At 40.9% G+C, this 24908-nt stretch carries 20 protein-coding genes; 8 read left to right on the forward strand and 12 right to left on the reverse strand.

The genetic code is table 11. The annotated features are described in order from the left end of the window. Positions 1–389: RNA-guided endonuclease InsQ/TnpB family protein (locus J2746_RS12810; RefSeq protein ID WP_209621751.1), on the reverse strand; the 389-nt coding region annotated here is incomplete at its 3' end. A 369-nt stretch (positions 390–758) separates the two neighbouring features. Here J2746_RS12810 and acnA point away from each other — a divergent pair. Together acnA and J2746_RS12820 are read left to right on the forward strand one after the other, a co-directional pair. After that, positions 759–3542 (forward strand): aconitate hydratase AcnA, encoded by a 2784-nt coding sequence (gene acnA, locus J2746_RS12815; RefSeq protein ID WP_209621755.1) that lies wholly within the window; start codon positions 759–761, stop codon positions 3540–3542. A 161-nt stretch (positions 3543–3703) separates the two neighbouring features. Next, positions 3704–4801 carry a citrate/2-methylcitrate synthase gene (locus J2746_RS12820; RefSeq protein ID WP_209621758.1) on the forward strand — a complete coding sequence of 366 codons (1098 nt, stop codon included), beginning with the start codon at positions 3704–3706 and terminating at the stop codon, positions 4799–4801. Here J2746_RS12820 and J2746_RS12825 read toward each other — a convergent pair. Continuing rightward, positions 4776–5246: an SRPBCC domain-containing protein gene (locus tag J2746_RS12825; RefSeq protein ID WP_209621761.1), complete on the reverse strand. Its 471-nt coding sequence runs from the start codon at positions 5244–5246 to the stop codon at positions 4776–4778. The two genes, J2746_RS12820 and J2746_RS12825, sit on opposite strands and share 26 nt — an antisense overlap. A gap of 351 nt (positions 5247–5597) precedes the next feature. Between J2746_RS12825 and J2746_RS12830 the strand changes: the two genes are divergently transcribed. Beyond that, positions 5598–5804 (forward strand): hypothetical protein, encoded by a 207-nt coding sequence (locus J2746_RS12830; RefSeq protein ID WP_209621763.1) that lies wholly within the window; start codon positions 5598–5600, stop codon positions 5802–5804. A gap of 36 nt (positions 5805–5840) precedes the next feature. Here J2746_RS12830 and J2746_RS12835 read toward each other — a convergent pair whose 3' ends face one another. The 6 genes from J2746_RS12835 to hcp all read right to left on the reverse strand — a co-directional run bounded on the left by J2746_RS12835 (position 5841) and on the right by hcp (position 10599). Then, the gene (locus J2746_RS12835) at positions 5841–6245 is read right to left on the reverse strand and encodes a molybdopterin dinucleotide binding domain-containing protein (protein WP_209621765.1); all 405 of its coding nucleotides are present in this window, start codon (positions 6243–6245) and stop codon (positions 5841–5843) included. After that, a complete protein-coding gene (locus J2746_RS12840) occupies positions 6245–7495 on the reverse strand; it encodes a formylmethanofuran dehydrogenase subunit B (protein WP_209621768.1) in 1251 nt (416 codons plus the stop codon). Before J2746_RS12840 ends, J2746_RS12835 begins: the two co-directional genes overlap by 1 nt. 36 nt (positions 7496–7531) lie before the next feature. Beyond that, the gene (locus J2746_RS12845) at positions 7532–7993 is read right to left on the reverse strand and encodes a (Fe-S)-binding protein (RefSeq protein ID WP_209621771.1); all 462 of its coding nucleotides are present in this window, start codon (positions 7991–7993) and stop codon (positions 7532–7534) included. A 79-nt stretch (positions 7994–8072) separates the two neighbouring features. Continuing rightward, positions 8073–8351 (reverse strand): ferredoxin-thioredoxin reductase catalytic domain-containing protein, encoded by a 279-nt coding sequence (locus J2746_RS12850; RefSeq protein WP_209621774.1) that lies wholly within the window; start codon positions 8349–8351, stop codon positions 8073–8075. 153 nt (positions 8352–8504) lie between these two features. Continuing rightward, positions 8505–8843, reverse strand: a complete 339-nt coding sequence (locus J2746_RS12855; RefSeq protein WP_209621777.1) for a cupin domain-containing protein — start codon at positions 8841–8843, stop codon at positions 8505–8507. Positions 8844–8913: 70 nt separating this feature from the next. Further along, positions 8914–10599 carry a hydroxylamine reductase gene (gene hcp / locus J2746_RS12860; protein WP_209621782.1) on the reverse strand — a complete coding sequence of 562 codons (1686 nt, stop codon included), beginning with the start codon at positions 10597–10599 and terminating at the stop codon, positions 8914–8916. Between the two features lie 355 nt (positions 10600–10954). Here hcp and J2746_RS12865 point away from each other — a divergent pair, with 355 nt between their 5' ends. Further along, a complete protein-coding gene (locus tag J2746_RS12865) occupies positions 10955–12529 on the forward strand; it encodes a right-handed parallel beta-helix repeat-containing protein (RefSeq protein WP_209621784.1) in 1575 nt (524 codons plus the stop codon). Positions 12530–12637: 108 nt separating this feature from the next. Here the strand turns inward: J2746_RS12865 and J2746_RS12870 are convergent, their stop codons facing one another. The 4 genes from J2746_RS12870 to J2746_RS12885 all read right to left on the reverse strand — a co-directional run bounded on the left by J2746_RS12870 (position 12638) and on the right by J2746_RS12885 (position 17623). Beyond that, positions 12638–15388 carry a UPF0182 family membrane protein gene (locus tag J2746_RS12870; protein ID WP_209621787.1) on the reverse strand — a complete coding sequence of 917 codons (2751 nt, stop codon included), beginning with the start codon at positions 15386–15388 and terminating at the stop codon, positions 12638–12640. Position 15389: 1 nt separating this feature from the next. Continuing rightward, entirely contained in the window at positions 15390–16193 is an 804-nt protein-coding gene (locus J2746_RS12875) for a dienelactone hydrolase family protein (protein WP_209621791.1), read from the reverse strand. A 296-nt stretch (positions 16194–16489) separates the two neighbouring features. Beyond that, entirely contained in the window at positions 16490–17152 is a 663-nt protein-coding gene (locus tag J2746_RS12880; RefSeq protein ID WP_209621794.1) for a winged helix-turn-helix transcriptional regulator, read from the reverse strand. Positions 17153–17209: 57 nt separating this feature from the next. After that, the gene (locus J2746_RS12885) at positions 17210–17623 is read right to left on the reverse strand and encodes a peptidase domain-containing protein (RefSeq protein WP_209621797.1); all 414 of its coding nucleotides are present in this window, start codon (positions 17621–17623) and stop codon (positions 17210–17212) included. A 413-nt stretch (positions 17624–18036) separates the two neighbouring features. Between J2746_RS12885 and hdrA2 the strand changes: the two genes are divergently transcribed. From hdrA2 to J2746_RS12905, 4 genes are all read left to right on the forward strand, one after another. Next, positions 18037–20391, forward strand: coding sequence for a CoB-CoM heterodisulfide reductase HdrA2 (hdrA2, locus tag J2746_RS12890; protein ID WP_209621800.1), 2355 nt, complete (start codon positions 18037–18039; stop codon positions 20389–20391). After that, on the forward strand, positions 20388–21707 hold the full coding sequence (locus tag J2746_RS12895; protein WP_209621803.1) for a 4Fe-4S binding protein: 1320 nt from the start codon (positions 20388–20390) through the stop codon (positions 21705–21707). Before hdrA2 ends, J2746_RS12895 begins: the two co-directional genes overlap by 4 nt. A 108-nt stretch (positions 21708–21815) precedes the next feature. Continuing rightward, positions 21816–23717 carry a Glu-tRNA(Gln) amidotransferase subunit GatE gene (gene gatE / locus J2746_RS12900; RefSeq protein ID WP_209621806.1) on the forward strand — a complete coding sequence of 634 codons (1902 nt, stop codon included), beginning with the start codon at positions 21816–21818 and terminating at the stop codon, positions 23715–23717. Between the two features lie 10 nt (positions 23718–23727). Further along, entirely contained in the window at positions 23728–24825 is a 1098-nt protein-coding gene (locus tag J2746_RS12905) for a TolB family protein (RefSeq protein ID WP_245250170.1), read from the forward strand. The last annotated feature ends 83 nt before the right edge of the window (positions 24826–24908 follow it).

Raw genomic sequence — 24908 nt, forward strand, 5'->3', positions numbered from 1 at the left:
AGAACATTATCATTGGAATCAGTTATACTAAATCCGGATTGATTGTAGATCATCGTAGTGAAATACTTCTTACCTTTGAATCCAGGAGGTTTTGCTTTGGTATCTTTATTCTTAAGTAAGTTGAAAAAAGACTTATAATCATTATCAAGACACTTCAAACATCCCTGTAACACTTTGGAATATACTATTTTGTAATCAGGAAACTTTTGCTTAATTTCAGGCAACTTATTTTGTTGCATGATATAATTGATTTTAGTTTTGTTCTTATATGCATTTTGACGTTCTTTCAAACCAAAATTGTAAATTAATCTACATTTCTCTGATAGATCCCATAGAACAGATTCCTGTTCAGGAGTAGACTGTATTTTAATTGGTAATGTCAATTGCATAAAAAAAAACCAAACATCTATATGATTTCAAACTATTTAATATATTAGTAATGTTTTTTGTATTAGACGCATTCATCTCCCAGCTTACGCAAGGAGACTTCTGTTCTAAAAGTAAAACCTCACTTATTTCTACTATTTAAAAAAATAATAGATTATTAATGGAGCAGGCAAAGTTATTTATTCCAATGCGGGTTTTTATATCCAGGTCAGATAGTCCTGCAAAAAGCATCATAAATGCTTACAGATGCTTAGATTTATACATAAAATCGGACTGTTCCAGAGTACAATACTAAATGATCCCGGTATTAACACCGGTTTTAACTTTGCAGATAATCGCTTAACTTAAATTACATTTGAATAGGTGACATTATGAAATGTGATGATCTTAAAGATCCTTTTAGATCCAGACAAACTATTACTATCGCTGATAAAGAGGTAACATACTATAGCTTAAAAAAGCTTGAAGAGGCAGGTATTGCCAATATTTCCAAATTACCTTACTCAATCAGAGTGCTGCTTGAGGATATTCTGAGAAATGTTGATGGAAAAGTTATCACAGAAGATGACGTCAAGAATCTTGCAAGCTGGAGTTCAAAAGGCGTACTTGCAGTTGATATCCCATTCATTCCTTCAAGGGTCTTAATGCAGGACTTCACAGGTGTCCCTGCTGTAGTAGACATAGCAGCCATAAGATCAGCAATGAAGAGACTCGGAGGCGACCCTTCGGCCATCAATCCGGTAATTCCTGCAAACCTTGTTATTGATCACTCAATTCAGGTAGACTATTATGGCACATCATATGCACGTAACTGCAATGAGAAATATGAGTTCCACCGCAACAAGGAAAGATACGAGCTGCTTCACTGGGCACAGAGCGCTTTCGATAACCTGAAGGTAGTCCCGCCTGCAAGCGGAATAATCCACCAGGTCAATCTTGAGTACCTTGCATCTGTTGTTCACCTAAAAGAAAAATGCGGAGAACTTGTTGTTTACCCGGATACTCTTGTAGGTACAGACTCCCACACCACCATGATCAACGGACTTGGTGTACTTGGATGGGGAGTAGGCGGTATCGAGGCTGAAGCCGTAATGCTTGGACAGCCATATTACATGCCAATTCCGGAAGTTGTCGGATTCAAGCTCACAGGAGAGCTCAGGGAAGGCGTTTCAGCAACTGACCTCGTACTCTCTGTTGTACAGATGCTCAGGGAACATGGAGTCGTTGGAAAATTCGTGGAATTCTACGGACCGGGATACAAGGCAATAGAGCTTACAGAAAGAGCCGTACTTGCTAACATGGCTCCTGAATACGGCGCTACAATGGGATTCTGCCCTGTAGATGAAGTTACACTTGAATATATGACCATGACAGGAAGAAGTGAAGAACAGGTCGACCTTGTCAGGAAATATTGCAAAGAGCAGGGACTTTTCCTTGAAAATGACGCGCCAGAGCCTGAATTTACATCAACACTTGAACTTGATATAAGCACCGTGGAACCATCACTTGCGGGACCAAAGAGACCACAGGACCGTATACCAGTTCCTGAGATGTCAAGGGCATTCCACCAGACAATGAAGGAAGTGTTCACTGCAAAGAGCGGAAAAGAAGCATGTGAAACAAATCCGGATTACGGACGATGGCTAAACGAAGGTGGTTACAGTGTTTCAGAGATCACACATCCACATCACACAGGCATTACAAAGATAAAATGTGCAGATGATGTTGTTTCCGTAACACATGGTTCAGTTGTCATCGCCTCTATCACATCATGTACTAACACATCCAGCCCGGCACTGATGATCGGCGCAGGACTGCTTGCCAAGAAAGCTGTTGAAAAGGGACTTAAGGTCAAACCATTTGTAAAGACAAGTCTTGCACCTGGTTCCCGTGTAGTTACTGATTACCTCGAAAAAGCCGATCTTATGCCATACCTTGATGCACTGGGATTCCACCTTGTAGGTTACGGATGTCTCACATGCATAGGTAATAGCGGCCCCTTAGGAGAAGCAGTATCAAAGAAGATCGAGGACAAAGATCTTACTGTTGCAGCAGTTCTCAGTGGTAACAGGAACTTCGAAGGCAGGATCAACTCCCAGATAAAAGCGAACTATCTTGCATCCCCAATGCTTGTTGTGGCATACGCACTGGCAGGAACTGTTGACATTGATCTTATGAATGAGCCAATCGCCTGTGACCCGAACGGACAGCCTGTTTACCTGAAGGACATCTGGCCAGGTAAAGAAGAGCTTAATGAATGCATCCGTAGTGCAGTCACACCTGAGATGTTCAAGGCAGAATACTCCAATGTATATGAAGGCACAGAACTCTGGAAAAAACTTGATGCTCCTGAAGGTCTCCTTTATGAATGGGACACCGACTCCACATATATACAGGAACCACCTTTCTTCAAAGATTTCCCACTGGAAGTAGAGGAACTTACCGATATTAAAGGTGCAAAGGCCCTGGCATATGTGGGAGACAGCATAACCACTGATCATATTTCACCTGCAGGTTCAATCCCAACATCGTATCCGGCGGGTCAGTACCTTATCGCAAAGGGTGTAGATGAGAAGAATTTCAACTCATATGGTTCCAGACGTGGTAACCACGAAGTGATGATGAGAGGAACCTTCGGAAATGTACGTCTTAAGAACAAGCTTGTTGGAAACAAAGAAGGTTCATGGACAATGTACATTCCTGAAGAAAAGGAAATGCCAATCTATGATGCTGCAATGAAATATATGGAGCAGAAGATTCCATTGATAGTTGTTGCAGGAAAAGAATACGGCACCGGAAGTTCACGTGACTGGGCAGCAAAAGGAACCCAGCTTCTTGGAATCAAAGCTGTGATCGCAGAATCATTTGAAAGAATACACCGCAGCAACCTTGTAGGAATGGGTGTATTGCCACTTCAGTTCAAGAGTGGCGAATCAGCTGAAACCTTTGGACTTACCGGAACAGAGACATACGACATAACCGGAATTGAAGGACTCAAACCATTCGGAGAACTTACTGTTATAGCAAGATCCGATGATGGAGAAGAAAAGAGCTTTAATGTGGATGTCCGTCTTAATTCGGAAATTGAGATCGAGTACTATATGAATGGAGGAATTCTGCATAAATTCCTTAGAGACAGAGTAAAGGGTGAATGAAAATTCACTCCCCAACATCGTTTTGATTTTTTGTTTGAAATTATAAATGTATTTTATTAATGCATTTTATATTCAAGCAAACTTTAATATATGGACATACTAAAGGTAATATTGAACATATTCTATCAAAACGTACATTTGATCCATCGGGGGATTTTTAAATGGAAGAGATGAAAAAAGGCCTTGAAGGCGTAGTAGCTTTGGATACAAAAATATCTTTTATTGATGGTATCCAGGGAATCCTGATGTATAGGGGTATCAAGATAGAGGATCTGGCTGATCTCTCTTATGATGCTGTATCCTATCTTCTTATCAATGGAAAGATTCCCGATGAAGCAGAGTTGTCCGAATATTCCCGGATGCTTAAAGAGAATCGTCGTATAAATGGAAAACAGATAGAAGTGCTGAAAGATTTTGAGTTTGGTACCGAAGCCCTTGATGGTCTCAGGACTGCTATTTCTTGCACAGCGCACTTTGATGAAGAGAACAATCATCACACACCTGATGCAAACAAGAATAAATCCATAAAACTTGTTGCTAAATTCCCGACAATCGTTGCAGCCCTGCACAGGGCCAGTTTTGGTGAGAAACCTATCGACCCCATGGATAATTTATCCCATGGAGCTAATTTCCTGTACATGCTAAGCGGAAAGATTCCTACTGAACTGGAAGCAGAAGCAATGGAAAAAGACCTAATCCTCAGTGCGGAACACGAACTTAATCCGTCCACATTTTCACTGAGAATTGCAGCATCAACATTATCAGACCTCTATTCTGCAGTTATATGCGGACTGTGCACACTCAAAGGACCACTGCATGGGGGTGCCAGAAAAGGTGTAATGGACATGCTGGATGAGATTCAAAGCATTGAAAATGCCAGAGATTATGCCCTTGGAAAACTTGAACGGAAAGAAAAGATAATGGGATTTGGTCATCGTGTTTATAAGACACTTGATCCCAGAGCAAGGATATACAAGGATATTGCCAGAAAACTTGCAGAGGAAAATGGTGACACCTACTGGTTTGATCTTGCAGAAGAGATCGAGCAGATTCTCTACCATGAGTTCATAGAAATAAGAGGAAAACCGATCTATCCTAATGTTGATTTCTATTCCGCAGTGGTTTATAAGTATCTTGATATCCCTGCCGAACTTGCAACTTCTATTTTTGCAATTGGAAGAGTTTCCGGCTGGATAGCACACTGCATGGAACAATACTCAGATAACAAAGTAATCAGGCCAAGGGCGCACTTTGTGTAAGCCCCTGCCTGCTTTCCTTTTCACATTTATTTTTGAGGCTTGTGTTCATATTCTCAAAGCCTTCACGGGTTTTCTCACCTATCAGATGTAATATCAGAGGAGCCAGTATGCCTTTAAACCTTTCACATTGGATTAACCTTGTACGGTTGTTTTCAAGTTCTTCCAGTCTGAATGCATGTTCTCCGTCAAAAATTCCTTTTACCCAGAGATTTCCAAGCCATCTTAACTCATTGACCGGTTCCACTTTTGTGAGAACAGGATATAGGTCTATTTCTTTCATCCCAGGTGCCTGAATATGGACCTCCAGTTTAGAACCGAGCTCAAGTTTGCCTTTTATTTTTGTAATAAAAGGATTCCATGCTTCAAATTTGTCAAAATCTGTCAGGACGTTCCAGACTTCATTGATGGGAGAGTCAATTACAATATCTGTACATATCTTATGCATTCTGAGGTAAGCCTCCGAAAAAAAAGATAAAACAAGAAGAAAATGATATATCGTTCACACTAATTACCTGCTACTATATTCATCTTTTTAGTGTTCATCAAATATATATTTTTAGATGATATGAAAATATCGTGCATATATTACAATATCACCTGCAAAGCAAAAATAACAAAATATCTGTACGGATTTTAAACATATATGTGTCGCCTATTTTCGCTAATAGAGCGCATGGTTTAAAAAGCTTACCATGTTCACCGGAATTTGAACAGCTAATTACCAATATAATGAATCTGAACTTATTTATATAAAATGAATCATATGCCATATGAGAAAATTAAAAAGGTAATAATCATGAGTGGAACAAAAACCTACGGCGTTCCGGCGCTATTATCATTCTTTGTCCCAGGACTTGGACAATTGATAAAAGGAGAGATATTCAAGGCAATCGGTATATGGGTAGTACTTGGAATCTGCTTTTTACTACAAATTATTCTTGTAGGTTATCTAATAGGATTTATAGTATGGATATGGCAGATCTATGATGCATACAATAATTAATGTATTTTGTGGAAATAAGAAGGAAAATAGCAGGAATCAGAATATCTCACTAATACCTGTTACCTTTTCTCCCTTCGCACCCTGAACTGTAACCTCAAAATCCTTGAACTTCGGAACTCCGGTGCCTCCTGTCTCATCAGGTACAAGAGAATTGGACCATGGACTATTGACCATGTAAGCAATCCCTGCATGTGATTCTTCATAGTCAGATTTCATGGCTGTGACAACAACTTTTCCTGAGCTGTTTTTGACGATTACAGTCTCACCATCTTTGATAGTAAGTTTTGCAATGTCTTTGAGATCCAGTTTTATCACAGCTGAAGACCTCTCGTATTCCTCACCAAAACGAGAAGTTTCCTGCGCAGTGTTCTGGAACACATCTCTGTATGTAACAACTTTCAGCTTGATCTCAGGTGATGCAAGGAATTGTCCGAATCCCATCAGATCGCCTCCGTGATTTTCTTAAGAATCTCTACATCCGGGAGATTATCAGTATCAATTATCTTTTTAAGCTCGACATCAACACCGTCCATACGAACGGCAGTTCCACCGTATTCCACTCCTCCAAGAGCACACGGAATAGTTACATTGGATCTGGAAGATGTAAGATTTCTGCATGGATCAATACTTATCAATGGAATTTCAGCAAGATATCGTGAAACAGATAATGGAAGACTTGACAGAGGATCTGAACCTATGATCAGTGCAGCATCAACGGTTTTGTTCCTTAGAGCTTCCACAACGGAAAACTCAGGTCCGTGTTCTGCTTCACCGGATTCTGGACTGTATTTTACACGGTTGATGCACCCTGTCTCCTCGTAGAGGTTCTGGTTAAAACCTCTCATATTATACTGACCGACCATTGGCATGATATTGAAATCTGAAACTTCGTTGAGTTTGTCCATTAGTCTGAATAACGGTTCAAGATCCTTCAGTGAATATATGAGTCCGAGTCCGACACAAATTACACCGAACTTTGCCTTCTTCAGCACATTAGCCAGTTCAAGTATTTTCTTTGCATCGAATCCGAATGACGTCTTAGGAACCTTACTTGAGAGTGCACTTACCAGTGCGTCCATAAACTCCGCATCTTCTCCCATTGGTATCTTGTAGAAACGATTGTCACCACAGATAATTGCAGTCTCGGATTTCCTGACATCTACACAAATGGCAGTCCTGTCCTCTTCCCATCCCCTCTGGCGTTCCTTGCCTCTTGGGAAATAAGAATATCTCGAAAGGTGGCGGGGATGTGAGTTTGAAGGGTCAGCACCCCAGAATATAATAACATCAGCTTTGTGCCTGATATCATCCAGTGTGCATGTCTTGAGCTTTTCCTGGAGTATTGCTTCAATTATGGGCCCCTGGCAGAAGGATGAAGTATCATCCAGATATGCACCAACCTTCTTTGCAAGAGCTATGGACAGTTTCTGAGCTTCTGAACTTGAGTTACCATGTCCGAATATCAAAGGATTTGCAGCTTCCCCAAGTATCTCAGCGGCTTTTGCAATGGCAGACTCAACATCAGTTTTTTCACCATCCACCGTACATTCCAGTGAATCAATGCATCCTTTCATGCGTGCGACTCCTTTACGACATGCAGCATGAACAGTCTTTACTTTGCCATTTTCTGTTTCAACTTCTATGTCATCACAGAGAAGTGCACAGCCCGTACAAACATAATATTCACTCAAATCATCACCACACTTAAAAATAATAAAAATAAGAGTTCATACGAACTCAATGGCCTTGGTTGGACATGTATCTATGCAGGCAACACAAAGTATCTTGTTCTCGCCAAAACGACGACATTCCTGAACATTGCGGGCCTTTACAACGCCATCTTCAACCTTGAAGATAACCTTGTCAGATGTTGGTGCTTTTCCGCTTCCGGCACCCAATGGATCATTAGCCACATCTACCGGACATGCAACTACACAATTTCCACATCCAATGCATTTGTCTTCATGGACAATAAGACCTGTCTCGGTAACCTCTCCCACCGGAGCTATCATCTCTGAAAGTTTCTCATAACCCGCCTTGTATTTGGCATCATTTACAAGAGGTGGACAATCATTCACACTGACCTTACGTGCCAGCAGATCAACAGCAAATGCCATGCAGGTACTTTTTCCACATTCCTTACAGTTCGTTTTTGGAAGCAACTGGTATATTTCCATCACATTTGCCATTATTATCACCCTTCGCCTATGCTAAACTTGTCACAATCGATTCAATTTTGTTTGGTTTTGTTTGTTATATACAGGACGTTCAAACTTTGAAGAACAATGAACAGTGACAGTTTCCATCGTCCGCTATCTCATCTTCGTGATAAATGCACGGACAGATGATCTTGCGATCTTCCTCAACATCACCGGTTCTCAGCCTGCATGGACAATACTGCTTCCCATGTTCTTTTTTGTTTTTAGAAAGACCTTCAATTACCATCATAAGCATTTCTTCATCAGGATTGAGAATGAAACCTTTTTTCTTTGCGTATTTCGATGCCCATTCGTGGGTCTTTTCCATTATTGGTGCAAGGTCTGTCATAGATAATCTCCGATAGAATAAATTAAATATAGTGGTATATTCAGGATATCATTATTTATCTATTTCCCACAACAGAAATAATAGTCTTCCTAATAAAAATTCCTACAACTGCAAAAAAATCAAAAATACCGGAAAGACAGAAATATTTCCGGTTTATACCATTTTTGTCTTTTCAGTCTGGCGTGGTACTTTTACCACAAGGAAACGGAACAGACTGTCACTTTCATTCATTAGCCTGTGGGGGATCTTTGCAGGACTATCCACCAACATATCTTTTGTGATGGTCTGCTGCTCATCACCGATCTCTACTATACCTTCACCTTCAAGCACATAAAAGAACACATCCACAGGAGTTGAGTGCTTTTTGAGAGCATCACCAGGTTTTAACTGCATATGCATGACCTGGGCGTGTTCGGTATCATAGAGCTTGTGAACGGTTACCCCGTGAGGGTTATCTTTCTTCTCTGCATCATTGTAACTTGTTATTTTCATTTATACACTTCCTTAAATAAAAAGAAATAGGGGTTTTAATATAAGCATTCCTGAAACTACTGTAAAAAGTTTAAATGAGGGTTTTGAGATCCTCATCTACTGTTGTATTTGGCATTATGTTGAAGTTCTCAACCAGCACATTCAGGACATTTGGTGATACAAATGCCGGAAGTTTCGGACCAAGCATGATGTTCTTGACACCAAGGCTCAACAGTGCGAGTAGAACAAGGCATGCTTTCTGTTCATACCATGCAATATTGTACGCAACCGGCAGGTCATTGATATCCTCAACACCAAAAGCCTCTGCAAGTGCCTGTGCAATAACAACAAGTGAATAGGAATCGTTACACTGACCTGCATCAATAACCCTTGGAATTCCGCCAATGTCTCCAAGATCAAGCTTATTGTAGCGGTATTTTGCACATCCTGCTGTAAGGATAACAGTATCATCAGGAAGCGCTTCTGCAAAGTCTGTGTAGTAGTTTCTCTCCTTGTGTCTTCCGTCACATCCTGCCATTACAACGAATTTCTTGATCTGACCACCTTTTACAGCTTCAATTATCTTGTCGGCAACGGAAAGTGCTGATACATGAGCAAAACCTCCCATGATTGTGCCTTCTTCAAGCTGTTCAGGTGCAGTACATGACTTTGCCTGCTCAATAATTGTGGAGAAATCCTTTCCTCCATCCTCACTGGCATTGATGTGTGTTACACCATCAAAACCAACAATTCCGGTGGTGTAGATCCTGTTGATGTAACTTTCCTTAGGAGGAACGATACAGTTAGTGGTCATGAGTATAGGCCCGTTGAACTTGTCGAACTCTTCTTTCTGCCTCCACCATGAACCACCGTAGTTTCCTACGAAATTATCATACTTCTTGAAAGCTGGGTAAGAGTTTGCAGGAAGCATCTCGCCGTGAGTATAAACATCAACACCTGTGTCCTTTGTCTGTTCAAGGAGTTGTTCAAGGTCCCTCAGATCGTGTCCACTGATAAGTATACCAGGTTTGTCTCCTACACCAATGTTGACTGCAGTTGGTTCCGGGTTGCCATAAGTTGTAGTGTTGGCCCTGTCAAGAAGAGCAAGAGTAGTAACACCAACAGAACCACATTCAAGGACCAGCGGAACCAATTCATCAACACCCATATCATCATCCATTGTAGCAAGAAGTGCCTTTTCAATGAATGACATTATATCATCATCCTTGTAGCCAAGGACATTTGCATGGTGAGCATAAGCTGCCATACCTTTTAGACCATATACAAGCAATTCCCTGAGAGAACGGATATCCTCATCCTCTGTGGCAAGAATTCCGGTGTTGATGTTGGTCAGGGTTGCAGGTGTGACCTTTGCCATGACAGGCAGTTCATCACCGGCATTTGGAGCAGCACCAAGGAGTTTTTCCTTTATCCATCTTGGGAAGGATGATCCTGATTTTTCAGTTAAGACCTTTTCATCCATAAGCTTCTGCTTGATGTCATCCTTTATTTCAAATCCTTCTTTGATAAGTCTCTCAATATCTGACTTACTGAAGTTTGTATTTGTAACAGTAGCAAACAGCCCGTCAAGAATAAACTCATCGGTCTTTGCATCATTCAGATTGTTTGCCCTTGCTTTAGAATTGTAGAAGGCGATACTTTTCAGGACATAGATAAGATCATCCTGAAGATCAGCAACCTCTGATTTCTTTCCGCATACACCATTCTTTGTACAGCCGGTACCGTTCATAGTTTCTTCACATTGATAGCAGAACATTTTATTCACCATGCTTCCTATTATTAGTATCTTTTAGATACCAATATATTGTGTATACTTGCATATAAGGAGGTCAGTTTCCAGTTGGATACTGCATACGAAATATTCTCACAAAAGTTGTCAAAAAAGAAAAATCAGAGGAGAAGCTTACTCCTCTTTTTTGCTGTCAATGAGAACGTTGTTCAACCCATAACCCAGAAGTTGATCTGAAGTAAGCTGTACATTTCCTTCTTAGTTATTCTAAGTATCTGTTTTCCTTAATTTAAGTTCAAAAAGTATAAGGTTGTGAGCTATTCATAGTTAACTTAGAAAGCAATTTCTGAATACAGAATTTTGAAACGGGAGTGGGGTTTAGATGACAATTACCAGAGTTAATATGATCAGGATTTCAGTATCTTTCTTTTGTGCTATGTTATTACTTATTGGAGGAACTACTGCATCATCATTTATTTTTGTGAACAACAGTACCGGCCCAATGGCCAATTATACATCTATTCAGCAGGCCATAGATAATGCCGACAACGAAGATATAATAATGCTTCATCCTGGCACTTATCATGAAAATGTTGACGTAGACAAACAGATAAGTATCAGATCACTAACAGGAAACAAGAATGATACTTTTGTAAAAGCCGAAAGTCAAAAAGAAAATGTATTTTATGTTAATGCCAACAACGTGTCTATTGAAGGAATGACCATAGAAGGAGCTATAAACTGTACCTGGGAAAACAGAATTGCCGGTATTTTTTTAGATTCAGCTCACAACTGCACTATCAGTAACAACAGATTAACCGGAAACTATGAAGGTGTAATACTTATTGAATCAAATAATAACAATATCGAAACAAATGATATATTCAATAATATAAACGGTAATGGCATATTCTTACATAACTCCGACTCCAATACACTGGATTCCAATATTATTAACTCGAACTGGTGGTCAGGTATTTACCTGGATTCCTCGGATTTCAATGAGATCAGATACAACCAGCTTGAATCCAATCTTGAAGGGATCAATCTTTACAAATCAAAGAATAACAAATTAAGCAACAACATTGCCAATTCAAATGGCCTATATGGAATTGCTCTTGATACTGATTCGAACAACAATGAATTGAAAAAGAACACAGCAAACCTGAATGAAAATTCCGGAATATATTTAAAACATTCAAGTTCGAACATTCTGGCTGACAATGTTGCAGATTCTAATTACCATCAGGGAATACTAATGAAATTTTCATCTGGAAATGAAATAATTAATAATTCTGTATCAAATAACATGCCTGGATCATCATCTGATGAAGAGTCTGTTTCAACTTACGGGATGTATCTCACTAATTGTGATGAAAATGAAATTATCGGGAACCTGTTACATCTGAACAAAGATGCAGGAATAAGTATTCAGGAGTCTTCACAGAATCACATAACAGGGAACATACTTCTCAGCACGTCAACAGGCTTACTTATATCATATTCAAATGGAAATTTAATTTACGATAATTATTTCCATAATCCTGTCAATGTTGATTTTACAGGTTTAAACTTCGGTAACCAGTGGAATACCAGTCTTAAAGAAGAAACGAACATTCTGAATGGTGACTTGAAAGGTGGTAATTTCTGGTCAGATCCCTATTATACAGGACATAGTCAGATTTGTGAAGACCTGGACCTGGACGGAATTTGTGATCTCCCCTATCAGATAAACGGTGAAAATGAAGACCTTTTGCCTCTCTATGACCCCACTACTTCATGGAAAGGTGATTATGACCACGATGGAGATGTAGACTTTGATGACTTCGTTGAATTTGCAGCCTGTTATAATTCTATGATAGGCGAAAACAATTATCAGCGCATATTTGATTTTGAAGGTGATTATGACGTTGATTTTAACGATTTTGTTGAATTTGCAGGTGACTATCAGAAATGAAAACTGAAGAATAAAAAGAATTGATATTATTATCGAAATCTAAAGACAAAAATAGAAAAGTAATCGGAAAGCAATTAATCTTGCTTTCCTCTTTTATTCTTTTTCATATCAGGCCGTTGTATTACCATTTGACTCTTCAAGGACCTGAGAAAGCTGGTTAAGAGTCTCTTCCATACGGTTTATCTCCTCTCCGTAACCAGCCCAGTCACCGTCTGCCAGATATTGCTGTGCAGTATTATAGTGGTCAAGGGCCTGCTGGGCAAGTTCTCTGGCACTTGTCGGAACTTCCGTCTGTCCGGTTGTTCCCTCTTCAGTATCGATCCTGCCATCAACCAGCATCTGTAATGAAGCCTGAAGGGTTTCATCCATGACAACTTTCTGTCCTGAAGAAGCTACGACCCTTCTGAGTTCCGGGATCTCAGACTCTTCGGCACTTATGAATATAGGTTCAGTGTACAATATCGAGTTTCCTATTGGTACTACCAGCAGATTGCCTCTTATTACACGTGAACCTGTCTGGCCCCAGAGTGTCAGTTGTTCGGAAATATCCGGATCCTGATCTATCCTTGATTCGATCTGGGTCGGTCCGTAGATCAGTTCACCTTTCGGAAGTTCATAATGTTTTAATTCCCCATAATTCGGCTCATCACATCTTGCCGCAATCCAGGCTATCATATTCTCTCTGTTACGGGGTGTAAAAGGCTGAAGCAATACATATTCCAGTCCACCGCCATTCGGAAGCTTGGTGATCATGTAATATGGTTCCATATCGATACTGCCTCCTCTATAGACTTCTTTTGGGATTTCCCAGGCATCTTCCTTATTGTAAAAGGTCTCTGCATCTTTCATATGATAATTCTCATATAGGTCCATCTGAACCTTGAAGAAATCTTTTGGATATCTTATGTGTTTCTGAAGACCCTCCGGCATTTCACTGAAAGGTTTGAACAGACCTGGGAATATCTTTGAATAGGTGTCTACTACTGGCTCATTTTCCATCATGTAAAAATCCACAGTTCCGTCATAGGCATCTACAACTACTTTTACGGAGTTCCTGATGTAATTGATGTTGTAGAACCTGGAATCGTAATAACTTTCAGAATAAGGATATTTATCAGCCGTTGTATAGGCGTCTATTATCCAGTAGATCTTTCCGTCACTGATAACAGGATAGGGATCACTATCATATTCCAGGAAAGGTGCTATGGTTTGAGCTCTTTCTGTGATCTGACGATGATACATCAGTCGGGAATCATCATTCATATATTCACTAAGAATGAATTTTATTTCACTGAAAGTGAACGCAAATATAGCACGTTTAGCAAATGAATCCAGCAAAATTCCGCTCTTTCCTTCATATTGAGTGAATACATTCTGGCCTCCTCGCGGATAATCAAATTCCTCTTTTCCACTGTCAGCTATCTTGTAATCACTTGTGATCTCTCCATAATATATTCGCGGGTTAGTGACATTGAAATCACCAACCGGCGGGATATCCTTCAATACAAATTCAGGTCTTCCGTCATTGGTCTTAGTGCTGACAGGATTCATCACTACACCAAAACCATGGGTATATACAAGACGTTCGTTGACCCAGGTCTTAGCTTCGGGAGCCAGTTGCATTATATCCAGTTCCCTGGCTGAGATCATATACTGCTTATAACCTTCATCCATATGATACCGGTCTGTATCAACATCATTGAAGGTGTAATATGTTCTGATCTGTTGAAGTTGCTTGTAAGTTTGCTCAAGCGCCCGACGATCCCATATTCTTATATTATCTGTGATCTGAGAATTATTTTGAAGTTCTGCAAAAGTCAGATCGGAGTTTGCTTCAAAGGATCTTTCTTCAACATTTGATAAACCATAAGCCATTCTTGTATAATTTATGTTATATTCCAGGTATGGTTTTTCCAGCTGAACCTCAGTTGGTTCTACTTTGAACTGCTGATATACACCCGGTGCAAAAGAACTTGCCAGAATGAATATAGCTATTAAGGCTATACTGGCAACAGGGATCTTTATGTTCTTCATCTTAACATTAGCCAGAAGAACAATGGATGTCAGAAAAGAAAGTATTGTCAGAATATTGTATATGGGAAGCCTTACATGAACATCCGTATAACCTGCACCTGCTACCACTCCCTGTTGGGAGAAAAGTATTTCATACCTGTTAAGGAAAAAGCCAGCTGCAAAAAGTACTAACAGGAACGCAAGGAGTGCTGATATGTGTATAAGCACTTTTTCAGGCAGATTATCCATTATTTCCTTGAAAGTACCTCCCTGATCAAACTGGTAGAATCCTTCATCGTCTTCTATTTCCACGGTCTCTGAACCGAAAACAGGTTCAAGTCTGTACAGGTAAAGCAAGAATACCATTACAAGAGAGATAACAGTAAGCCAGAAGAACACCCCTCTTATCAAATGGAAGAACGGTAGCTGAAATACATAGAATCCTATATCGTTCATGAGAATGGGATCAGAGAGTCCGAAAGTAGTGCTATTAAGATATAGCAGGATCGTTTTCCAGTTACCACTGAATACCAGACCGAAAATAAATGAAAATAACAGAATTGCTATTAGAACTGCCTGTGAGTCCAGTTTTTCGTATGAAATATTTTCTTTGGCAAGTATCTTACTTATCGAATCTCTTGCAAATCTAGCATTTATGTAAAGAAAGATAAATGCAAGTATGAATCCGGGAATAATTGTAAGTAATTTCCACTGCAATATGGTTGTAAATATGGATGTATATCCTATCATTTCAAACCATAGGTACTCGGTATAGATTCCTGCAAGGGGGCCTATACCTATAAAAAGCGCCAGGATAAGGAAAAAAACAATTCTTATATCTTTCATATTATACCTCTTGTTTTAACGTCCGGTCAAAGAATTTGGTCATCTGCCAGTAAGCATCACGGGCTGCAAAACTCCGGGATAACTGGCCATCATCAAGCATAAAACCATGGGGTTCACCCTGATATATTTTTAATTCAAAGTATTTATCTGCAGCATCGAGACCGCGTGCATATCTGTAAATGTCGGATATGTTACTTGCCTGATCATTTGTACCATGAATTATCAGCATTGGATCATTAAGATCCTCCACCACATCGGAAGGTTTTTCAGGTCTGTTCTCATCTCCTCCTGAATATGGAAAACCATACCATGCTACTCCTGATTTGAATTCTTCTATTTCAGGCAATAAAAGCATAGTGTAGCGTCCTCCTGCACAAAAACCAGTAAGTCCGATACTTTCTATATCCACATCAGGTCTGGTTTCAAGATAAGCTATGCATTCCCTGATAAGTTGCTCGACAACTGCATCAGAAGGTGAAGTTTCATAGGTCTGCCATTCAGGTGACAATACTACATATCCTTCGGCAGCCATTTCATCTGTAAGATCGATATAACCCTGTTCCAGTCCGTTGAATGAATGGATAAGGATTATTGCAGGTTTCTTGTCTTCCGTAGAAGGCGCTGCAGTATAAGCCGGATAGGTCATGCCATCACTAACAATCTCTATTTCCGATCCTTCTGCTTCAAATGATGTCAGGTTATCATCCTGTACCGTGTTTACATCATCAATTTCGCCTGTGTCATCTATACAACCCGACATACCTACAAAGGATATTAGCAACAGATAAAGCAGTAAATGTTTCATTTTAAACCCCACATAGAAACGTGTTGATACACATTGATTCCGTTCCCACTTAAATGATGAAGGCCATATTATATTTATGATGCGCTTAATGTTTATTTTGAAAATTAGAACATCATATTAAATTTTAGCATGAAGTGGTGGTCATTTTTCAGTAAGACCTGATTATTTTCTCCTCAACAAAAGCCTCATTTCGTTCTGATGTTGTTATCGGTAAGGAAATAAGAATAGAGCAAATCCATGAGTTTCAGATAAGATCATATCTGTTCTGTAAACCATGTTTGGCAGTCAAAACAGATTTATCTTATCCTTTCGAACAGTGGCAATTCATCGGGATGATAACCTTCCTTTAAGTAATAGTTTCTGAATTTGCCATTGGTTTCCACTTCAAGACAATCTATGTCATCAAGTGTTTTGATATGGGAACTTACCGCACCTTTGGAAAGTCCAAGCTTCTCACAAAGTTCCATGTTAGTTATCCCGGGGTTCTCATAGATTTTGCGGCAGACTTTCTTGCAGGTAACACCCGGCAGATGAGGCTCAATATGCCTGTGATTCCTGTTCCACAAAGCGCTCTTATTCCTGAACAGGCTCACATAGTTCCCGTTCCTGAACATGAGAATCTTGCCTGTATCTTTGAGATTGGTAACATGATATCGAACAGTTCCACGTTTAATACCAAGGTCGCTCCCTATCATATTTACAGTGCTGCCGGGATTGTTCTCTATGAAACTAAGTATCTCCTGACGATTCTTGTTATTTGAATCTTTTTTTGCCCATGCAGTAAGGAGAGCTACTATTTTCCAGCTGAGGCCGAGGATGATCGTGGAGATTGCTATAATTTTGAAGTATAATGGGAGGTCCCAAAATGAGTAATTGGTATCAGAACCCATAGTATTAACTGAGTCACGTGAACGTTCATCAAATGAAATGGAGTATTCAGCTGAACATATACCTGTCAAAATTAGTAAAAATATAAGGATGATAGGTAATATTTTCATACCCATCATAATCACGTATTAGATAGAATAATCTTCTGTCCCTGTGACAGAATAACCATATACTCTATACATCCAAGTTCCTTGTTCAATTCCATCATCATTATTGATATATACTTTTATTCTACCATTTATTCTTCCGTCAGATGAATCATAGTAAGGACCAAAGCGTTCGTTGCTTGGAGAATAAATATATAGCTTTAAAGAATCACTTGTATCGCCCCAATTAAGATCAACTGCTAATGTTTCAGTATAACTACCGATATACTGACTGTGCCAGTTTGTTTCACCCTGAGTAATAGTATCAGAAATAGACCTGATACCAATTATTCCTATTGAATCGGATACTAAATCACTGCTCTTTTCAGATGAGCTTGCACTTGCGATGGAAACGCAGAGCAAGAATACGAGAAATGCTATTGCTATTCTTTTCATGTTTGTACTCCTACTAGCTTTCACTAGTTATTCAAAAAGATGAAAAAAAGTAGTATATAACTTTTCTAGCCATCGTTTAAACTAAAAAAAAGTAATGATAAGAAGTAATTTTATTGTGGAGTTGGATGTAGTTTCAAGTGGAATGAGGGAGCAGAAGGACATGGAAATGTCCTCCTCACGTCCCTCAAATTCCGTGCAGGTTTGTGCTGGTTGGGTACAAACAATTCAAAGAATTCAGATTTATAATAAAACCATTATGGCCATCGTTTAAACTGATTTATATATCCAGGATAGTTTATTACATCCTGCAGGTTAAAGAAACAATAAGTCTCTGATGTTATTGCTATAGTGAAGATCATGCAAAACTATATCTTCATCCGGGTCATCATTTCCTGCTATAGGGAGCCAACAATATGCGAATCGGAGTTTATATCTGCCATTGCGGACTGAATATCGCACATACCATCAATGTTGAATCACTCAGGGATAAGATCAGTGAACTAAATGATGTTGCTCTGGTCAAAGACATACAGTTCATGTGTTCCGATTCGGGACAGGATTCCATTGTCCAGGACATAACCGACCTTGATCTTAATCATATACTTGTTGCAGCCTGTTCTCCTCATCTGCATGAACAGACATTTAAAAGAGTGCTTGAAAAAGCAGGCCTCAATCCTTTCATGCTTGAAATGGTCAACATCCGTGAACAGTGCTCCTGGGTCCATATGGATAATCCACAGATGGCAACCCAGAAGGCTTTAGATCTCATAAGAATGGGGATCGCCAGACTCAAACTGCTGGACCCGTTGCAGCTCAAAAAAGTCCCTGCAAAAAAAGATATACTGATAATCGGTGGCGGTGTAGCTGGAATTGAAGCAGCTCTCACACTGGCAAATTCCGATCATCATGTAATTATGGTCGAAAAGGAACCCACCATTGGCGGAAAGATGGCACTTCTCAATGAAGTATTTCCAACCAACGACTGCTCCATCTGTGTACTTGCTCCCAAGATGACAGACGTGAACCAGCACCCGAACATCGATCTAATAACGCTTGCAGAAGTAACTGCTGTAAGCGGTCCGGTAGGTAATTTCAAGGTTACAGTAACCAGACATCCAAGGTACATTGACGAGGATAAGTGCAAAGGCTGTGTGGACGAATGCGGACGTGTATGTCCCGTAGAAGTTCCAAACCGATTTGATTCAGGCCTTGGAAAAACCAAAGCCATCAACATACCAATACCGCAGGCAGTTCCACAGGTGGTCTATATTGATAATGAATACTGCGTCGGTTGCGGACTCTGCAAACTTGCATGTCCTGCTGATGCAATTGATTATCATCAGAAAGAAGAAAAGCTCGAATTCACTGTGGGAGCGATAATACTTTCAACCGGCTACAGTCACTTCGATGCGAGCAGGAAGCCTGAATATGGCTACGGAATCTATCCGGATGTCATCACAAATATGGAACTGGAACGCCTTCTCAACGCTGCAGGTCCAACAAAAGGCAGGGTACTTTCACCCTCAACACTTAAAGTGCCTGAAAAAGTTTCATTTATCCAGTGTGTCGGTTCCAGAGATGAACAGGTTGGAAACCCATACTGTTCAAGGGTATGCTGCATGTCCAGCATGAAAAATGCCCAGTTGCTCAAGGAAAGATACCCTGAAGTTGATATTACAATTCATTATATCGATGTCCGTGCATCCGGTGAGATGTACGAGGAATATTACATCCGCAGCCAGGAAATGGGAGTCAATTTCGTCCGTGGAAAAGTCGGAGAAATACTTCAGGATACTGACAGTAAATTGAAACTAAGGTATGAAGACACATTAAGCAGTGAACTTTATGAAGAAAACACAGATCTTGTAGTCCTTGCAACAGGAATGGAAAACGTCAAAGATGCTGATAAGATTTCCAGACTTTTAAACCTTACAAGACGTACAGACCGTTTCTTCTCCATCGCACATCCGAAAATGCGACCTGTTGATTCACATGTAAAAGGAGTATTTATAGCAGGTTGCGCATCCGGTCCTAAGGAGATACAGGTATCCATCGCCCAGGGAAGCGGAGCAGCAGCAAAGGCAATGCAGTTGCTTTCAAAAGGCGAGCTGGAAATGGACCCACTAAGCGCCCATGTGAATCCAGATAAGTGCATTGGGTGCGGAATTTGCGCTGACTCCTGCAAATTCAATAAGATCACAATGGTTGACCACAAGGCAGTGGTTGACGAACTCTCATGCATGGGATGCGGTTCCTGCAGTGCATCATGTCCTGCTGATGCCATATGGATGAGAAACAGCACCGATGCACAGATAATAGCTCAGATACATGCTGCAACCGAAATCAGATCTGAATCACCATTGATCGTTGCTTTCCTATGTAACTGGTGCAGCTACACATGTGCAGACCTTGCAGGAACTTCAAGGATACAATATCCAACCAACATCCGTGTTATTCGTGTCATGTGCGCGGGACGTGTTGACCCATCCTTTGTGCTTGAAGCACTGGAAAGAGGAGCAGATGGCGTAATGGTGGCCGGATGTCGTCTTGGAGAGTGTCACTATATTTTCGCGAACTATAACGCAAAACAAAGAATGGAAGCCTTAAAAGAAGTCCTTGCTGATGTCGGAATAGACCCCGGACGTCTCAATGTTGAATGGATCTCTGCCTCTGAAGGTGAAAGGTTTGCCAATTCCATCGAAAGCTTTGTAGACTACCTGAAGAAGATAGGACCTATCGGTTCCGAGCTCAAGGAGGGTGAACAATGAGTGAGGAATGCAAGGAGGATTCACTCTGTGTTGAGAAGGACATGGATATGGATGGTTCACACTTCATCTACCGCCAGATAAGCAGCAAATCCATAAAGTTCCTTGATTATGATTACAAACGATGTGTTGGTTGTGGGATATGTGTTGACCTCTGCCCAACCAAAGCACTGGAACTTGGTCCCATGCAGGAGATTTCCACAGGTCTGGATGCTCCTCCTGTGATGATGGACCTTGAAAAATGCACATTCTGCTCCATGTGCGCTAATTTCTGCCCGGTCCATGCTTTCAAAATGACAGAGGAAGGTGAACTTCCTGAGAAAGAAGAGTTCCCTACATTCGATTCATTTGTCAGTATGAACGAGAAATGCCTGCCATGTGCACTTTGCAAGGCTGCATGTCCTGAGGAAGCAATTGAGGTGGAATTTACTTTCCCGAAGAAAGAGGAGATCGCACCATTTAAAGAAGATGCAGAAGGCGAGATAGAGATCGATACCGAGAAATGTAATTTCTGCGGACTCTGCGCTGAATTCTGTGAAGCCTTCCTCCTTGTAGAAAAGGAGAAAACTCCAACCGACCCGCAGCCATATGATATGCTCCTGGTTGATGAGGATAAATGTGATTACTGCGTGCTCTGTCAGGACCTTTGTCCAGAGGATGCCATCAAAGTCAAAGGTGAGAAACGAGGCGAAGCACCAGAGATAAAAGGGAACGTCACTGTAGATGATGAAAAATGTACACGTTGCACCTGGTGTCAGGTTGTCTGCCCTTATGATGCGGTTGATATCAAAAAGCAATTTGAGGGCGAGCTAAATCTCATAGATGTCAACGTTGACAAATGCGACCCACAGGGCTGCCATGGATGTTTTAATGTCTGCCCGTCTCATTTATGGTATGTACCTGAAGAAGGTGCAAAGATCGCAGCAAAATCTGACTACTGTACCTATTGTGGTGCCTGTGTCAACGCATGTCCCAAGGATGTTATGACAGTTTCCAGAACAAAGGTGAATCACACACCAGTTCCTGATTCTCCGTGGGCAGGACAATGGAAGGATGCAATAGATTCCATGGTTACCGGAAAGAGAAAGCATCCTGATGTTTCCAGAACCCTTGAAGTTGAACCTGAAACTCCCAAGGAGCATTTTGAAGTTGAACTTCCACAGGTTGATGGTTCATTGCTCAAGCTTGCAAAAGAGCGTATTGAAAAAACAAAACCACTGCTTGATAATGTAAAACTTAGAAAAATGCTTGAGGACAGTTCATCTGAAGAGCTGAAAGAAGAGGTCCGCAAGAGATTCAAAACTGAGAGCGAACAATAACTATTTACATGCGTGTGTGTTTTCTTGTGTAGATATCCACGGTCAGTTAGTTGAAATAGATCAATTACGACCAATTACAATTATTCATTTATATCGGTGAGATCATCCATGAGTGATAAATTCGATTACAGAGAACTTGGCCTGAAATGCGGGCTTGAAATCCACCAGCAACTTGACTCTAAATGTAAGTTGTTCTGCAACTGTCCGACACAGATCAGAAACATAGAAGAATCAAACCATGAGTTCTTCCGTTATCTACGCCCAACAGCCAGTGAAATGGGAGAAACTGACAGGGCTGCCCTTGAACAGTCCAAGCTCAGACGTAAGTATATCTATAAGGCATACGACACGACCTGTCTTGTAGAGAACGATGATGAGCCTCCGACAGAGGTTAATAAGGAAGCTCTTGAGATCGCTCTTAGTATAACTAAACTTTTGAACATGGTTCCTGTGGATCAGGTTCATGTCATGAGGAAGATCGTAGTTGACGGTTCCAACACATCCGGTTTCCAGAGAACAGCTTTCCTTGCAAAGGATGGTTACCTTGACACATCAGTCGGACCTGTCGGTGTCGGTGTGCTCTGTCTTGAGGAAGAGGCATGCCAGAAGATCGAAGACCAGGGAGATTCTATATTATACTCTCTTGACCGTCTTGGTATCCCACTTGTTGAGATCGGAACCGACCCTGATATTATCTCACCACAGCATGCAAAGGAAACTGCACAGCAGATAGGTATGCTGCTTCGTTCCACAGGAAAGGTCAAACGTGGCCTCGGAACCATACGTCAGGATGTTAATATTTCAATCGCAAAGGGTGCACGTGTAGAACTGAAAGGTGTGCAGGCACTTGACATGATAGAGACCATTGTTGAGCGTGAGGTCGAACGCCAGGTAAATCTCCTTGCAATAAGAGACGAATTACTTGAGCGTAGTGCATCCGTATGTGACACTATTTTCGATGTAACAGATATTTTCAGGGAAACAAAATCCAAGGTCATCAAGAATACCATCAAGAAAGGCAAGGTCTATGCTGTCCTGCTTCGTGGATTTGACAGTTTTGTTGGAAGAGAAGTGCAACCCGGAAGACGTCTTGGTACTGAATTCTCAGACCGTGCAAAGACATCAGGTGTTGGAGGGATCTTCCACACAGATGAACTTCCTGCTTATGGTGTTAGTGAAGAGGAAGTCCTGGCAATGCGCACAGAACTTGGTGCAGATGAGAACGATGCTGTAGTAATGGTAGCTGACCGTGAAGTACGTGCAAGAGGAGCCATGGAAAGTGTGATCATCCGTGCAAAGGAAGCTCTTGAAGGCGTTCCGGAGGAAACCCGCAGGGCACTTCCGGACGGTAATAACTCATACCTGAGACCACTTCCGGGAGCAGCAAGGATGTATCCTGAAACCGATGTTCCACAGGTGAATATCTCTTCTGAATACTTCGAATCCGTAGAGATGCCTGAATTGCTCACAGAACGTGCAAAGCGTTTTGAGTCTGAATTCGGACTTCACAGGGAACTTGCAGAGAAGATAGTCTATTCCACCTATCTCCCTCTCTTTGAAGAGATAATGGAGATACTCGGTGACAATGAGAATGTCAATGCAACACTTGTTGTGAGAACTCTTACAGGAACGTTACCAGAACTGAAACGTGATGGTGTTGATATCGATAATCTTGAGGACAAACACTTCATTGATGTCTGTACCCTGATAGCAGAAGGAGGAGCAGCAAAGGAAGCCATTGATGGCTTGCTCCGTGCGCTTGCATGTGAACCTGCACTCTGTGCAAAGGATGCTGCTGAAAAGATGGGACTTGGAAGCCTTGATATGTCCGATGTGGAAAGTATGGTTGAGTCTGTGATAAAAGAGCGCCAGGACTTTGTGAATGAAAAAGGCATGGCATCAGTTGGTCCCCTCATGGGAATTGTCATGAAGGAAGTAAGAGGAAAGGTAGACGGCAAGACCTTGAGTGAAATGTTAAAACAAAAGATTAATGAACATATAAGTGCATAATATATTTTTGATGTGTGTACTTTTTACTATTCGGTCAAGGAAATTAACAGGCAGGAAGATCATAAGCAAAAAAAGCAGAAATTTATTCCTGCTCACTTTTTTTATATTATTCATTTCATGTACGGCAGCAGCTCCTGTTATTGAGAGCGATGTACAACTTACGAACACTTCCAATGCCAATCACCCTTCATGGAGCCCGGATGGGGAGAAAATTGTTTATGCAGCCAACCAGGCCATATGGATCATGAACAGTGACGGTTCCGGAAAAAAGAAACTTTACGACGGCATGGCGTGGGAAGGTGAACCGGTTTTTAATGAAGATGGTTCAAAGATCTATTTTGCAGCCGAGAGCAAAAAGGCATTTTCTGCACGTTACATCAGCATCCATGTGATGAACAGCGACGGCAGCGATGGTGTGAAACTTACCGAAACAGCTGATTCACGGAATCCGTCTGTAAGTCAGGATGGGAGCAGAATAGTATATGCATCAAGAGAATCCGGAAATTATGATATATGGACCATGTCAACAAACGGGAAGGACAGGGAAAGACTTACTGATGCAGAAGGGGATGAAAGTTCTCCTGCCTGGAGTCCGGATGGGAACACTATAGTTTATTCCGCAATGGGAGATATTTTTACCATTGGTGTAAATGCCATAAGACCTGTTCAACTTACAGGTGATACATATAATAATATAGAACCATCCTACAGTCCGGATGGGAACTCCATTGTCTATTCCTCCAATGTTGGGGGGGATTACGACCTCTGGATATTGAGTGCCGATGGAAGTTCACATATGAAACTCACCAGTGACTTTGCAGATGAAAGAGCACCTGAGTGGAGTCCGGATGGAAGTAAAATAGCTTATGCCTCCAACAAAGATGGAGAGTTCAATATATGGGTCATGACAGTTGAGAATGGCAGTATCGAGCTTGAGGAAGTTGAAGAAGTCCCGGAAATAAAGGAAAGGGTCATCGACAATCAGTATGTACTCAAACTGCGGGACTATGCTGCAAACAATCCCAGAGAGTTCATTGGTATAGTTCTTTTGGGATCATTCCTGTTTGTAGTTATGATAGTAGGTACATTCCTGCGTAAGATATCATAATCATTAACAACCCGCAATCACTCTCTGCAAAAAATACAAAGGCCATCGCAACGCTTATAGCCTATTCCTTACATGTATTCGCA

Origin of the sequence: Methanolobus bombayensis, from assembly GCF_017873415.1 — an archaeon.
Lineage (GTDB): Archaea > Halobacteriota > Methanosarcinia > Methanosarcinales > Methanosarcinaceae > Methanolobus > Methanolobus bombayensis.